Source organism: Curtobacterium sp. AC268 (assembly GCF_979258745.1).
In genome coordinates this window covers 160,396-174,710 of sequence record NZ_OZ409878.1, presented here as the reverse complement: position 1 = coordinate 174,710, position 14,315 = coordinate 160,396, and the positions used below count along the sequence as shown (strand labels likewise).

Annotated in this window: 11 protein-coding genes and 2 tRNA genes; 1 reads left to right on the top strand and 12 read right to left on the bottom strand. The window is 70.8% G+C overall.

The features are described 5' to 3' along the window. Nucleotides 1–6: 6 nt before the first annotated feature. From ACZZ9K_RS00795 to ACZZ9K_RS00785, 3 genes are all read right to left on the bottom strand, one after another. A tRNA-Ile gene (locus tag ACZZ9K_RS00795) sits at nt 7–81 on the bottom strand. Between the two features lie 13 nt (nt 82–94). Next, a complete protein-coding gene (locus ACZZ9K_RS00790) occupies nt 95–1,306 on the bottom strand; it encodes a glycosyltransferase (RefSeq protein WP_027465335.1) in 1,212 nt (403 codons plus the stop codon). A gap of 113 nt (nt 1,307–1,419) precedes the next feature. Beyond that, on the bottom strand, nt 1,420–2,334 hold the full coding sequence (locus ACZZ9K_RS00785) for a DMT family transporter (protein ID WP_181440182.1): 915 nt from the start codon (nt 2,332–2,334) through the stop codon (nt 1,420–1,422). Between the two features lie 39 nt (nt 2,335–2,373). Between ACZZ9K_RS00785 and def the strand changes: the two genes are divergently transcribed. Continuing rightward, on the top strand, nt 2,374–2,949 hold the full coding sequence (gene def, locus ACZZ9K_RS00780) for a peptide deformylase (RefSeq protein WP_138803126.1): 576 nt from the start codon (nt 2,374–2,376) through the stop codon (nt 2,947–2,949). A gap of 58 nt (nt 2,950–3,007) precedes the next feature. Here the strand turns inward: def and ACZZ9K_RS00775 are convergent, their stop codons facing one another. The 9 genes from ACZZ9K_RS00775 to dnaG form a co-directional block, all read right to left on the bottom strand. Then, nucleotides 3,008–3,496 (bottom strand): hypothetical protein, encoded by a 489-nt coding sequence (locus tag ACZZ9K_RS00775; RefSeq protein WP_138803125.1) that lies wholly within the window; start codon nt 3,494–3,496, stop codon nt 3,008–3,010. 129 nt (nt 3,497–3,625) lie between these two features. Next, a tRNA-Asn gene (locus tag ACZZ9K_RS00770) sits at nt 3,626–3,698 on the bottom strand. Nucleotides 3,699–3,813: 115 nt separating this feature from the next. After that, complete coding sequence (locus ACZZ9K_RS00765; RefSeq protein WP_463443081.1) at nt 3,814–4,872, bottom strand: D-isomer specific 2-hydroxyacid dehydrogenase family protein; 1,059 nt, start codon at nt 4,870–4,872, stop codon at nt 3,814–3,816. Beyond that, complete coding sequence (locus ACZZ9K_RS00760; protein ID WP_081827275.1) at nt 4,869–5,798, bottom strand: ATP-binding cassette domain-containing protein; 930 nt, start codon at nt 5,796–5,798, stop codon at nt 4,869–4,871. The genes ACZZ9K_RS00765 and ACZZ9K_RS00760 overlap by 4 nt, the downstream gene beginning before the upstream one ends. 148 nt (nt 5,799–5,946) lie before the next feature. Then, complete coding sequence (locus tag ACZZ9K_RS00755; RefSeq protein ID WP_138803124.1) at nt 5,947–7,644, bottom strand: ABC transporter ATP-binding protein; 1,698 nt, start codon at nt 7,642–7,644, stop codon at nt 5,947–5,949. Further along, nucleotides 7,641–8,666, bottom strand: a complete 1,026-nt coding sequence (locus ACZZ9K_RS00750) for an ABC transporter permease (protein ID WP_463443080.1) — start codon at nt 8,664–8,666, stop codon at nt 7,641–7,643. Before ACZZ9K_RS00750 ends, ACZZ9K_RS00755 begins: the two co-directional genes overlap by 4 nt. A gap of 2 nt (nt 8,667–8,668) precedes the next feature. Continuing rightward, complete coding sequence (locus tag ACZZ9K_RS00745) at nt 8,669–9,745, bottom strand: ABC transporter permease (RefSeq protein ID WP_083404423.1); 1,077 nt, start codon at nt 9,743–9,745, stop codon at nt 8,669–8,671. Between the two features lie 117 nt (nt 9,746–9,862). Further along, a complete protein-coding gene (locus ACZZ9K_RS00740) occupies nt 9,863–11,479 on the bottom strand; it encodes an ABC transporter substrate-binding protein (protein ID WP_071248075.1) in 1,617 nt (538 codons plus the stop codon). Between the two features lie 885 nt (nt 11,480–12,364). Continuing rightward, nucleotides 12,365–14,284 (bottom strand): DNA primase, encoded by a 1,920-nt coding sequence (dnaG, locus tag ACZZ9K_RS00735; protein ID WP_463443079.1) that lies wholly within the window; start codon nt 14,282–14,284, stop codon nt 12,365–12,367. Nucleotides 14,285–14,315 lie beyond the last annotated feature (31 nt).

Here is a 14,315-nt window from a genome sequence, read left to right as displayed (position 1 = left end):
TGCACGTAGGGCGGGCGGGACTCGAACCCGCGGATCGTTCGGTTATGAGCCGACTGCCTTGACCAGCTTGGCTACCGCCCCTCGCCGGAGACCCTCAGGCCACCGGCTCACCACGATACAGCGACTCGAACGTCGACAGCGTGCGGTTGATGTCGTGTGCCTCGATCATGGCCAGACTGCGTTCCCGCATCGCCACGTACTCCGACTCGGGCGCGGTGAGCACCGTCGTGAGCTTCGCCGCCAGGTCGTCCACGTCGCCTGGGGTGAACAGGTACCCGTTGCCGTCGATCAGGTGCGGCAGCGCCATCGAGTCGGCGGCGACGACGGGCAGTCCCGAGGCCATCCCCTCGAGCGACGAGATGCTCTGCAGTTCCGCCGTGGACGGCATCGCGAACACCGTCGCGTTGGTCAGGGCCTCCTGCTTGCGCTCGTCGGAGACGAAACCCAGGAACCGCACGCGGTCCTCGAGCCCGAGCTCCTTCGCCAACGCGGTGAGCTTCGGGATCATCTCGCCGTCGCCGACGATCGTCAGCGTCGCGGACAGCTCGGCGGGCAGCAGCGCCACCGCGCGGACCAGCACGTCGAGGTTCTTCTCGGGGGCCACACGACCCACGAACACGATGTCGTTGTTGACCGGGCGTCCCTCGCGCGCCACGTACCGGGACGCGTCGATGCCGCACGAGATCGCGAGGACCTGCTGTCCGGCGATGGCCTTCCGCAGGTAGTCGGCGGCCAGGTTCGTCGGCGTCGTGATGGTGTCGGCCAGCCGGTAGGTCTTGGCGGCGTCGCTCCACGCGATCTTCAGCGCGAGGGGCAGCGTCCACTTGCCGAACGGCGTGTACTCGAGCAGGTTCTCCGGCATGAAGTGGTTCGTCGCGATGACCCGGATGCCGCGGTCGTTCGCCTCGTGCACGATGCCGCGGCCGATGACCACGTGCGACTGGATGTGCAGCACGTCGGGCTTCACGGCGTCGAGGATCGGGCCGGTCCACTTCCGGACGCTCCACGGCCACACGAAGCGCAGCCACGGGTGCAGCGGCCACTTGTACGACTTCAGGCGGTGCACGACGAGCGTGACGCCGTGGTGCTCCTCGTCGAAGGTGCCGTACTGGCGGCTCGAGGCCGGGGCCACGACGTGCACCTCGTGCCCGCGCTCGGCGAGACCGACGGCGAGCTGCTCGGCGAAGGTGGCGGCGCCGTTGACGTCGGGGGCGAAGGTGTCCGCAGCGATCAGCACGCGCAACGGTCGGTGACCGCCCGTCGCACCCGTCGGTCCGGCGGTGGCGGTGGTGGCGTCTCCTGACACGGCTGAGTTCGTCCTCTCGTGGGCGATGGCTGGTCGGCAGTGACGCTATCGCACCAGGATCGACGGTCGCGTCAGCCGCGCGGATGAGGGCGGCGACCTCCGGGTGCGCGGCGTCAGGCCCGGGTCTGGGGGTGGTGCTTGGCGAGCAGGAACACCCCGGTGATGGCGATGCCCGCGGCGACCACGAACCCCGCCACCGCGAACCACGGCGCCCCCGATGCCTCGCCGAGCACGATGACGCCGATGCCGACCGCGACGATCGGGTCGATCACCGTCAGCCCCGCGATCACGAGGTCGGCCGATCCGCTCGAGTACGCGTTCTGCACGAAGTACCCGCCGAGCGATGCCGCCACGATCACGCCGGCGATGGCGAGCACGGTCAGCCAGTCGAAGGTGCCGTTCACGAACCGGTTGAGCACGACCTTGGCCAGTGTCGCCACGAACCCGTAGAGCACCCCCGCCCCGACGATGTAGTAGAGCGCGCTGCGGTGCTTGGCCACGAGCCGGAACGACACCAGCACGAGCACCAGCACGACGGCCAGGATCACCAGCACGGTGACGAGCTGCTGGCGGGTGATCGCGCTCTCGTGCCCGACGAACGCCGCGATCCCGACGAAGATGCCGACACCGATGATGCACGTCCACACGGCCCGCCGCGCTCGACGACCGAGCGGCACACCGGACGACCGCGACGAGAACCACGTCGTGATGACCAGGGCGACGGCGCCCAGCGGCTGCACGACGATCAGGGGCGCGAACGTGATGCTGATGAGCTGGAGCACGACCGCGATGCCGAGCATGAGCGTGCCGAGCACCCAGTAGCCGCTCGAGACGAGCCCGACGACGTGCCGGACGCTCAGCCCCTTCGACTGCCGACCGAGACGTGCTTCGACCCGCTGCACCCCGCGGCTCTGGAACTGCGCCCCGAGCGACAGGAACACCGCGCCGATCAGGGCCACCGGGATCATCAGCGCCTGGAACGGCGTGAGGTTGCTCACGGCGTCCGGCAGCTGGAGGTCCGTCGTCACGCGTCGAGGCTACCGTCCCCCGCCGGATAACCTGGGTGAATGGCCGTTCTCCCGATCCGCATCACCGGCGAACCCGTCCTGCACGAGCGCGCAGCCGAGGTCACCGCGTTCGATGACGACCTCCGCACCCTCGTCGCCGACATGCTCGAGACCATGGACCTGGCCCCCGGCGTCGGCCTGGCCGGACCGCAGGTGGGCGTCGGCAAGCGCCTGTTCGTGTACTCCTACACCGATGACGACGACGTCCTGCACCGGGGCGCCGCCGTCAACCCGGTCCTGTGGATCACGCCTCCGGTCCCCGAGTCCGTCGAGGAGCTCGACGAGGACGATGAGTCCGAGGGCTGCCTGTCGATCCCGGGCGAGCGGTTCCCGCTCCGCCGCTCAGAGGGCGCCCTGCTGCGTGCCTTCGACGAGCACGGCACCCCGTTCGAGGTCGAGGCGCACGGCTGGCTGGCCCGCATCTTCCAACACGAGTACGACCACCTGGACGGCTGGCTCTACGCCGACCGCCTGGTGCACCCCTACGGCAAGCAGGTCGCCAAGGCGATCCGCAAGAGCAGCTGGGGCGGACCCGGCCAGTCCTGGTTGCCGGGTCGCGACCACCCCGAGGGCTGACGCCCGTCCTGCCGCCGTCGGGCCGTCGCCGGTGCGGCGGTCGGTCTGGAGGCCCGGCTCAGCCCCGGTAGGCCGCCAGTGCGTCCCGCAGGTGGTCGGTCTCCGGGTGTCCGGGGCAGTACCGCAGGAGGCCTGCGGCCACGTGCGCACCGCGCTCGTCGGCGACCGCCGACGTCCACGGGTCCGCGCCGCGAACCGCGCACGCGCTCGCGAGCTCGACCAGGGTCGCGTCGCCACGCGCCGCCGTCACCGCGGCCTGCTGCTGGCTCGACGGCACCGAGCCGGTGAGGCGCTTCGCCGAGCAGTCGGCACGCTCGGCCTCCCACACCGCCGAGTAGGTCGTGTAGGTCTCGCTGTCCGATCCGCCGCGGTCGCAGACGAACGCGAAGACCACCGGCGACGCGCCCGAGCCCAGCCCGGTGTCCGAGCTCGTCGGGTCCTCCGAGGCATCGGTGTCCGGGCCGACGCTGCTGCAGCCGGTGAGCACCGCCGTCGCGGCGACGACCACGCCCAGGAGCGCGAGTCGAGGCGAACGGGAACGGTGCACCTGTGAACGCTAACAGCATCGACCGGGCAGGAGCCGCGCGAACGCTGCGGATCCGGTGCGCAGCTGCGCTGGTGCAGTTCGGCAGCGGGAACGCAAAAGGTCCCCACCCCGAAGGATGAGGACCTGTCGCTCCCCGAGTTGGACTCGAACCAACAACCTGCCGGTTAACAGCCGGCTGCTCTGCCAATTGAGCTATCGAGGATCACTGTTCGCTGGCGAATGACGTGCGAACAACGGGTAACAGCATAGCAGGACCCTGCGGCCCTCCACCGCATCGGACACGCCGCCCGGGCGCGCCGCGCGGTGGAGCCCCCGGGTCAGTACCCGGCGACCGGGTCGACGACGCCGACGAAGCCCTCGCCGTCGCCCCCGAGGAACGCCGTGGCGTTCAACCGGACGCGCTCGGCCAGCAGGGGCGCGACCATGTCCGGGGTGTCGGCCTGGTGCGGGGTGATGACCGCGCCGGGCTCCGACCAGAGCGGGTGCCCGTCGGGCAGCGGCTCGGGGTCGGTGACGTCGAGGCCCGCCGCGGCGATCTCCCCGGTGCGCAGGGCGTCGACCAGCGCGTCGGTGTCGACGAGTCCACCGCGCGCGATGTTCACGAGCCGGGCGGAGGGCTTCATGATCCGGAACTGCCGCTCACCGAAGAGCTTCGCGGTGCCCGAGGTCATCGCCGCCGCGATCATCACGACGTCGGCGTCGGGCAGGACCTGGTCGAGCTCGTCGGTGGTGACGGTCCGCGCGGCTCCCGGCACGGGCTCGGGCGAGCGGCGCACGACGGTGACGTCGACGTCGAACGGCGCGAGCAGCCGGAGGTACTCGAGCGCGATCCCGCCGGCACCGATCACGACGACGTTCCGCCCGTACAGCGAGACCCCCTCGGGCTCGGTCGCCCACGACGACGCACGAGCGCGCTTCTGCAGGACCCGGAGCGTGCCGAGGGTCAACGCCAGCGCGTGTTCGGCGACCGGCTCCGCGTAGGCGCCCTTGGCTGAGGTGAACAGCACGCGGTCGCCGTGCTCAGCGATGAGGTGCGCGAAGGCGTCCACGCCGGCGAACGGCAGCTGCACCCACCCGACGGCGGGGTGCCGGCGCAGGGTTTCGTCCAGGCCGGCGGGATCGCGGTTGTCGAGCCAGACGATGCCGCGGGTGTCCGGGCCGAGCGGCCCGACCGTCCCGCCGGCCTCGGTCACGACCCGCGCGTGCAGGTCGCTCGGTCCGACGGTCCCGCTGGCCTCGGGGGCCGCGCTCACGGGCCGGTCGGCCGGCGCGGGCAGCACCGCGACGGGGCCGGACTCCGGGGCCCGGATCGGCAGGGGCGTGCGGGCGGGGGGGACGACTGCCCGGTGTCCGCGGGCCGGCTTCGCGGCGCTCACAGGCCCTCGGGCCGATCCGTGCGGGGACCGCTACCGGCGGCCACCGGACGGCGCGGCGCCGACGAACGGCGGGACGTGCTCGGTGCCGGACGACGCTTCACCCCGCGGGCCGCGGTCGAGGCGAGGGTCTTCACGTAAGGGTCGACGGGGTTGTCGAGGACCTCGTCGAAGGTGCCGAGCCCGACGAGCCGGGCATCGGCCATCACGGCGACACGGTCGGCGAGGGCGCGTGCCTCGCGCAGGTCGCTGGACACGACGACGGCCGAGAACTGCCGGCCGCGCTGCAGCGTCGCCAGGGCCTCGAGCACGGACTGCCGCACGAGCACGTCGACGCCGCGTGCCGGTTCGTCCGCGACCAGCAGCTGGGGTTCGAGCACGAGCGCCTTCGCCAGGGCGACACGCTGGCGCTGCCCGCTCGAGAGCTCCCACGTGTTCAGGCGCATCGCCCCGAGCGGCAGGTGCACCGCGTCGAGCAGACGGGCCACGATGAGCCCGGCCTCGCGCCGGTCGAACCGGCGGTCGCGTGCGTAGATCGGTTCGGCGACGGCTTCGCCCACGGTCAGGTCCGGGCTGAGCCGGTCGGCACCGTCCTGCGGCAGGTAGCCGATCCGGCCGCTCAGCCGTTCGAGCTTGCGCGACGAGGGACGGAGGCCCCGGGTCTTCTGGCCGAGCACGGTCAGCTCGCCGCCGACGATGTGCCGACGGAGGGCCCCCTCGCCCTCGCCGTGGGACCCGAGCTGGCCGGCAATGGCGGCGGCGAACGTCGACTTGCCCGAGCCCGACTCACCGAGCAGGGCGAGGATCTCCCCCTGCCGGACCGTCAGGCTCACGCCGTCGACGGCCCGGATGGACTCGCCCCCGCGTCCGCCCCGGTACTCGATCGACACGTCGTCCGCGACGACCGCCGGTCCGTTGACCGCGATCATGGGTCCCCTTCCACGCCGCCCCCTGGCGGCGGTTCGCGACGGACCGCCCTGGCAGGTCCGTCGTGCGTACAGCAGTGGAGCCGACCACCCTGGAGGCCCGGCGTGCGTCGACGACGCTGGCCGGGCCTCCAGGGTGGGTCACGTCGGGTCAGGACCCGGCGTGCTCCAGTCGCTCCAGCGTACGCCGTCGCTCCGCCTGCTCGGCTGGGTCCGGCACCGGCAGCGACGCGAGGAGCCGCTGCGTGTAGGGGTGCTGCGGCGCGCCGAGGACCTGCGCCGTCGTGCCCGTCTCGACCAGGTCACCGCGGTACAGCACCGCGATCCGGTCGGACAGCGCGCCGACGACCGCGAGGTCGTGGCTGATGAACAGCGAGGCGAAGCCGAGGTCCTGCTGGAGCTCGAGGAAGAGCTCGAGCACGCGCGCCTGCACGGACACGTCGAGCGCGCTCGTCGGCTCGTCGGCGATGAGCAGCTTCGGCCGGAGCGCGAGCGACCGGGCGAGCGACGCGCGCTGGCGCTGCCCACCGGAGAGCTCGTGCGGGTAGCGGTCGCCGTACGCGGCCGGCAGCTGCACGGCCTCGAGCAGCTCGTCCACCCGCTTGCGCGCAGCACGCGGGCTCGAGACCTCCTTGTGCACGACCAGCGGCTCGGCGACGCACTCGGCGATCGTCAGCAGCGGGTTGAACGAGGTCGCCGGGTCCTGGAAGACGAACCCGATGTCCTTCCGCAGGTGCTTGAAGTCGCGTTCGCGGTACCCGAGCATCTCGGCGCCGAGGACCTTGAGCGAGCCGCCGGTGACCTTCGTCAGGCCCGCCATGGCCCGGCCGATGGTCGTCTTGCCGGAGCCGGACTCCCCCACCAGGCCGAGGACCTCACCCGGACGGATCGCCAGGTCGACGCCCTTGACCGCCTTGAACGCCGGCGAGCCGAGCCGCCCGGGGTACTCGATCTCGAGCCCCTTCGCCTCGACCAGCGGGGTGACGTCCTCGGCGATCGCGGCGCGCCGGGCCACCCCGGTGGACGCCTCGAGCCGGGGCACCGCCGCGAGCAGCCGCTTGGTGTAGTCGGCCTGCGGCGTCGCGAACAGCGCCGTCGCCGTGGCCTCTTCGACGATCTCACCCTGGTACATCACGGCGACGCGGTCGGCCAGGTCGGCGACCACGCCCATGTTGTGCGTGATGACGACGATCGCGGTGCCGAACTCGTCACGGCAGCGGCGCAGCAGGTCGAGGATCTCGGCCTGCACCGTCACGTCGAGCGCCGTCGTGGGCTCGTCCGCGATGATGACGCTCGGCTCGAGGGCCAGGGCACTCGCGATGACCACGCGCTGCTTCTGCCCACCGGAGAACTGGTGCGGGTAGTGGTCGACGCGGGTCTCGGGGTCGGGGATGCCGACGCGACCGAGGTAGTCGATGGCCTTCGCCCGTGCTTCCTTCTTGGACACGCCGCCGTGGGCGCGGAGTCCCTCGGCGATCTGCCACCCGACGGTGAAGACCGGGTTGAGCGCGGTCGACGGTTCCTGGAACACCATCGCCCCGGCCGTTCCGCGCAGGCTGCGGAGCTTCTGCGCGCCGACGCTCACCACGTCGGTGCCGTCGAGCAGCACCGCGCCGCCGAGCGTCGCCGTCTCCGGCATGAGCCGCAGCATGCTGCGCGCCGTGACGGACTTGCCGGAGCCGGACTCGCCGACCAGGGCGAGCACCTCGCCGGGGCGGACGTCGAGGCTGACGCCCTTGACGGCGTCGACGGCACCGCCGTCGGTCGCGAACGTGACGGTCAGGTCGTCCACGACGACGACCGGTTCGGTGGTGGTGTCGCCCGGTTGCAGGCGGGTGGTCGGGGTCATGCGCCCGTCCCTTCCGTGTCGTTCCCGGCGGTGCGCGGTGCCGCGGCGTCGCGTGTTTCGCGCGTGGACACGAGCTGCTTCAGGCGTCGGCGTGCACGCAGGCGGGGGTCGGAGATGTCGTTCAGGCTCTCGCCGATGAAGGTCACGCCGAGCACGAGCACCACGATCGCGACACCCGGGTAGACACCGGTCCACCAGACACCGCTCGCGACGTCCGAGAGCGCGCGGCTCAGGTCGTAGCCCCACTCGGCGCCCGACGTCGGGCCGATGCCGAACCCGAGGAAGCCGAGGCCGGCCAAGGTCAGGATCGCGTCGCTCGCGTTGAGCGTCAGGATGAGCGGCAGCGAACGCGTCGAGTTCCGCAGGACGTGCCGCGTCATGATGCGCCACGGGTTCGTGCCCATCACGCGCGCCGACTCGACGAACGCGTCGTTCTTCAGCCGGACGGCTTCGGCACGGACCACGCGGAAGTACTGCGGCACGTAGACGACGGTGATCGAGATCGCCGCCGCGATGATGCCGCCCGAGTAGCTCGAGTTGCCGCCGGAGATGACGATGGACACGATGATCGCGAGCAGCAGCGACGGGAACGCGTAGATGGCGTCGGCCACGACCACCAGGACGCGGTCGAGCCAGCCGCCCAGGTACCCGGAGACCATGCCGAGCAGGACGCCGACGATGATCGAGACGATCACGGCGACGATGACGACGAGCACGGCCGTGCGGGCACCGTAGAGCACGCGGCTGAACACGTCGAAGCCGCCGACCGTGGTGCCCCAGATGTGCTCGGCACTCGGTTCGCCGGTGCGCGGGAAGCTCTGCCCGTCTGCGCCCTGCAGCTGACCGAAGCCGTACGGGGCGAGGAGCGGCGCGAAGACCGCGACGAGCAGGTAGAGGGCGCAGATGACCACGCCGACGATGAGCATGGCGCGCTGCCAGCCGGTGCTCCGGCGGAGTTGGACCACCACGGGGAGCCGCTTCCAGAGCGGCTCGTGGCGGTCGACGAGGGTGGTGTCGACCATCGTCAGAACCTCACTCTCGGGTCGATCAGGGCGGCGACCACGTCGACGATGAAGTTGGTCACCGCGACGATCACCGCCAGCATCGCGACGATGCCCTGCACCGCGACGAAGTCACGGGCCGACAGGTACTGGTTGAGCTCGAAGCCCAGGCCGCGCCACCCGAAGGTCGTCTCGGTGAGCACCGAGCCGCCCAGGAGCATCGCGATCTGCAGCCCCATCACGGTGATGATCGGCACGAGGGCCGGACGGAACGCGTGGGTGCGGACGAGCCGCGACTCGCGCACGCCGCGGGACCGGGCGGCGTCGACGTACTCCGAGCCGAGCGACCCGATCATGTTCGCGCGCACCAGGCGCAGGAAGATGCCCGCCGTCAGCAGACCGAGCGTCAGCGCGGGCAGGACGGCGTGCTGCAGCACGTCGCCGATGACCGCGGCGTTGCCGGTGCGGAGCGCGTCGATGATGTAGATGCCGCTCGCGCCCGGGATGCCGTCGAGGATGAGCGACACCCGGGTCGAGGCACGGTCGCCGAGGGGCAGCCAGCCGAGCCACACCGAGAAGACGAGCTTGAGCAGCAGGCCACCGAAGAACACCGGCGTGGCGTAGGTCAGGATCGCGAGCGCACGGAGCAGCACGTCCGGCCACTTGTCGCGCGTGTACGCGGCGAGCATGCCGAGCGGGATGCCGAGCACGAGCGCGACGATGAGCGCGTAGAACACGAGCTCCGCGGTCGCGCCGCCGTACGTGACGATGATGTCGGTGATCGGACGGTTGTCCGTCGACGAGGTGCCGAAGTCACCGCGCAGGATGTTGCCGAGGTACTCGAAGTACTGCACGAGCACCGGCCGGTCGTACCCGGCGGCGTGCAGGCGTTCCTGCAGCTGGCTCGGCGTGAGACGACCGCCGACCGATGCGGTGATCGGGTTCCCGATGACGCGCATCAGGAAGAACACGAGCGTCACCAGGATGAAGACGGTCGGGATGATGAGGAGGAACCTGACGAGGATGTACCGGCCGAGTCCGCCGCCACTGTTCTTGGCACTGCGTTGTGCCTGTGGCTTGGTGGGATCGGTGCCGTTCACGTCCTGCGTCGCCTCGGGAGTGCTGAGGGTCACGGGGTGTGTGCCTTTCGTCGCCGTTGCACAGGCACGCGGGCGTTCCTCGTGGGAACGCCCGCGGCCTGCACGTGGGGCTTGGTGCTACTTGCTCAGGGTGGCGTACCGGAACTTGAACGAGGCGTCGAGGGTCAGGCCCTTGACGTCCTTGCCAGCGACCGCGACGGACTTGCCCTGCAGCAGCGGCAGCGTCGAGATCTGGGTGGCTTCGCGCTCCTGGGCCTGCTCGATCAGGGCAGCACGCTTGTCCGTGTCGGACTCGGCCTGCTCCTTCGCGATGAGGTCCTGGATCTCCGGGTCGTCGTAGTGGTTCTGGACGAAGTTCTCCTTGGTGAAGAACGGCGACAGGTAGTTGTCGGCGTCGGAGAAGTCCGGGAACCAGCCGAGCTGGTACACGGGGTAGGCGTCCTTGGTGCGCTCCTGCGCGTAGGTCGTGTAGACCGTCGACTGGATGTTGACGGTGAACAGACCGGAGTCCTCGAGCTGCTGCTTGAGCAGCGCGTACTCGTCGTCCGAAGCCGAACCGTAGTGGTCGGGCGCGTACTGGATGTCGAGCTGCACCTTGCCGGTGACACCGGCGTCCGACAGCGTCTTCTTGGCCTTCGCCACGTCCGCGCCGCCGTCGCCGTCGCCGTACATCTCCTTGAACGGCTGGACCGCGCCGGTCAGGCCGTCCGGGACCATCGAGTAGAGCGGGGTGAAGGTGTCGTTGTAGACCTCCTTCGCGAGCTGGGCACGGTCGACCACGTCGGCGGCGGCCTGACGCACGGCCAGGGCCTTCGCCTCGTCGGCGTCGTCCTGCCCGGTGCCGAACGGCTGGGTCTTGAAGTTGAAGACCACGTAGCGGATCTCGCCGCCGGGGCCGTCGGTGACCTTGAGGGAGTCGTCCTTGCGCAGGTCCGAGATGTCGGTCGGCGTCAGGGAGCGGTACGCCACGTCGACGTCGCCCTTCTGCACGGCGAGCTTGAGGTCGGTCTCCTTGGTGTAGTAGCTGGCGGTGACCTCGTCGGTCTTCGCCTTGCCGAGCAGACCGTCGTACTTCGGGTTCGTCTTGTACTGGATCGTGTCGTTCTCCTTGTAGGAGCTGATCTGGTACTGCCCGGCGAAGGCCTTGCCCTTGACGATGTCGTCGGCGCTGGTGAGCTTCGTCGCGCTGAAGACGTCCTCGTCGACGATCGGACCCGCGGGGCTCGAGAGCACCTGCGGCCAGGTCTGGTCGGCGTGGTCCAGGTTGAACACCACGGTGGTGTCGTCCGGGGTGTCGATGCTCTTGAGGTTGGCCAGCAGCGACTGCGGACCGTTCTCGTTGTTGATCTTCAGCTCGCGGTCGAACGAGAACTTCACGTCGCTCGACGTGAGCTTGTTGCCGTTCGCGAACTCGAGCCCGTCCTTGAGGGTGACCTCGTAGGTGGTCGGGTTCGTGAACTCCGCCTTCGTGGCGATGTCCGGCTCGACGTCCGGGCTCCCCACGGGCGTGTTCATCAGGAACGGGAACACCTGGTTCTGCACGGCGAAGGAGCCGTTGTCGTAGGAACCGGCCGGGTCGAGGGACGTGATCTTGTCCGTCGTCCCGATGCTCAGGCCGTTCAGTTCGGTGTCACTCACGCTGCTGCTCGCGCAGCCGGTCAGCACCAGCGCCGTCGCTGCTGCACCGGCGCCGAGCGCGATGCCGCGCTTGCCCCACTTGGTCACGGATGCCATGTCCGCTGCCTCTCTGGTCATGATTGCAAGAGTCCTGAGCCGGAGGGTGGAACGTCTGTGTGCCCGGCCAGGAACGCTCATTGGTATCACCCTGTCACGGAACAGAACGAACCGGGGGCGATTTGTTTACACCGCTGTAATGCACGGGCCCGCCGCGTGATGCATGATTCCGCCGGAGTCGAGCGGCGCGTCACGCACGAAAGTTGCGTGGTGCAACCTGGGGCGTCTGGCGTTGGTTCCCACCCGTTTGCGCCCGTTCCCGCACCGAAAGTGCCCGAGCTGCCGTCCGACGGGACGCCGGCGACAGTTCGTGCGACCTCGCACGCCCGGCCGGGAGGCCCGCCCCGCGTCCGCCCCGCCCCTCGCCCTCATCGGCTGGTCACGACTCCCCGCCGGCCCCGCGCCGAGCGGTCACGTTCCGTCGGCCGGACCCCGGCCAACCGACACTTCGCGACCACTCGACGCCCCACACGCGGCACGTCCTGACCGCTCACGCCATCGCCGGAGGTCGCACCAAACGCCGGCGCAGCCCCACCGTGCGACGGTTCGCAGGACCCCGGCGAGACGCACCCGGCGCGTCGTGCGACCTAGCACGCCCGGCCGGGAGGCCCGCCCCGCGTCCGGCCCGCCCCTCGCCCCCGCCGAGCGGTCACGACTCCCCGCCGGACACACCCCGCGCGGTCACGTTCCGTCGGCCGGACCCCGGCCAACTGACGGTTTGCGACCACTCGACGCCCCACACGCGGCACGTCCCGACCGCTCACGCCGTCGCCGAGGTCGCACGCACAGCCGCTCGCAGCCCCACCGTGCGACGGTTCGTGCCACCTCGGCGAGACGCACGCGGCGCGCCGTGCGACCCCGCGCACACCAACAGCCCGAAGAGCCCTAGGACGCCTCGGCGTCGGCGCGCAACCGCATCCGCTGCCCGTCGATGTCGACGAGCTGCCGCTGGATCTCCGCGCGACGCTCGGCCTGCTCGTGCGGGTCGGCGCGCTGCAGCTGTCCGAGCAAGGAGGCCTTGCGGGCGAGCAGGTCGCGCTCGACCAGGGCCACGACGATGCTCCGGCAGTAGGCCGCCAGGTCCTCCGCGTTGCGCGCGGGGATCGGTGCGAGGGCGAGTTCGTGCGTCAGGGTGCGGAGGGGCGCCGGCACGTCGGCGAGCAGTCGGTCGAGCCAGTCCCCCGCGCCGATGACGTCGACGTTGGCGACCACGGCGTCCCGCACGGCGGCGAGCATCGGCGTCGAGAACGTGGCCGACGCGGCGAGCCCGAGCATCGGTGCCCCGACGGACGTGGGCTGCTGCACCATCGCCATCACGGCGTCGCGCTCCATGCGACTGATCGGGTCGTTCGGCAGCGAGCGGATCCCGGCGACGGGCTCGTCGGGGGTGTCGGCCCCGTCAGTGCCGGATCCGGCACGGCCGTCGCGCCCCGAGCCCGCGGACCGGTCGTCCTGCCCGGCGGAGCCCGCACGACGCCGGGCGGTCTCGACCGACCGACGGACCTCGGGGATCTCCATGCCGAGCCAGCCGGCGAGTTCGCGAACGTAGCCCTGCGTGAGCGAGCGGTCGCGGATGCCGGCGAGCACGGGCGCAGCAGCGCGCAGGGCACCGACGCGCCCCTCGACGGTCTCGAGGTCGTGACCGTCCAGGGTGCGGCGGATCATGAACTCGAACATCGGGCGCTTGTTCGTGACCAATCGGCGGATCGCGTCGTCACCGCGGGCGAGCCGGAGGTCGCACGGGTCGAGCCCACCGGGCGCCACGGCGACGTAGGTCTGCGCGGCGAAGCGCTGTTCTTCCGCGAAGGCACGCGAGGCTGCGCGCTGCCCGGCCTCGTCGGGGTCGAACGTGAAGACGACCTCGCCGTTGGCGTTCGGGTCGGCGCCGGCCAGGTCACCGAGCATCGGGCGCAGCACCTTGATGTGGTCGACCCCGAACGACGTGCCACAGGTGGCGACGGCGGTCGTGACGCCCGCGACGTGACACGCCATCACGTCGGTGTAGCCCTCGACGATGACGACCTGCTTCTGCTTCGAGATGTCGCGGCGTGCCAGGTCGAGCCCGTAGAGCACCTGGCTCTTGTGGTAGATCGGGGTCTCGGGCGTGTTGAGGTACTTGGGACCCTTGTCGTCCTCGAGCAGGCGGCGCGCCCCGAAGCCGATGGTCGCCCCGGTGACGTCGCGGATGGGCCACATCAGGCGCCCGCGGAACCGGTCGTACGGCGAGCGGTCACCCTGGCTGACGAGGCCGGCGGACACGAGCTCCTCCATCGTGAAGCCGCGCCCGCGCAGGTGGTCCTTGAGCATGTCGTAGGACTTCGGGGCGAACCCGACGCCGAAGTGCTGGGCGGCCGAGGGGTCGAACCCGCGCTCCCCCAGGAACCGGCGGGCGGGGTCGGCGGCAGCGGTGGTGAGCTGCCCCGTGAAGTACTCGAGCGCGGCTTCGTTCGCGGCGATCAGCCGGGCACGGGTGTTGTAGTCGGTGCGCGGCCCGTCGCCCTCTTCGTAGTGCAGGGTGAAGCCTATCTTCGCGGCCATGCGCTCGACGGCCTCGGCGAAGGTGGTGTGGTCCTGCGCCATGATGAAGCTGAAGACGTCGCCGTCCTCGCCGCAGCCGAAGCAGTGGTAACGGCCGACCTGGGGCCGGACGTGGAACGACGGGGAGCGTTCGTCGTGGAAGGGGCAGAGGCCCTTCATCGACCCGACGCCCGCGTGCTTCAGCGTGACGTAGTCGCCCACGACGTCGGCGATGTTGACACGCGAGCGGACCTCGTCGATGTCGTTCCGCGCGATCCTGCCAGCCACCCCTCGATCCTAGTTCGTGGGACCGACGTCG

Bases quoted from the DNA above. Each gene is read 5' to 3' on its own strand.
- def (WP_138803126.1), top strand. From the start codon at position 2,374: ATGGCCGTTCTCCCGATCCGCATCACCGGCGAACCCGTCCTGCACGAG.
- ACZZ9K_RS00760 (WP_081827275.1), bottom strand. From the start codon at position 5,798: ATGATCGCGGTCAACGGACCGGCGGTCGTCGCGGACGACGTGTCGATC.
- ACZZ9K_RS00755 (WP_138803124.1), bottom strand. From the start codon at position 7,644: ATGACCCCGACCACCCGCCTGCAACCGGGCGACACCACCACCGAACCG.
- ACZZ9K_RS00750 (WP_463443080.1), bottom strand. From the start codon at position 8,666: ATGGTCGACACCACCCTCGTCGACCGCCACGAGCCGCTCTGGAAGCGG.
- ACZZ9K_RS00740 (WP_071248075.1), bottom strand. From the start codon at position 11,479: ATGGCATCCGTGACCAAGTGGGGCAAGCGCGGCATCGCGCTCGGCGCC.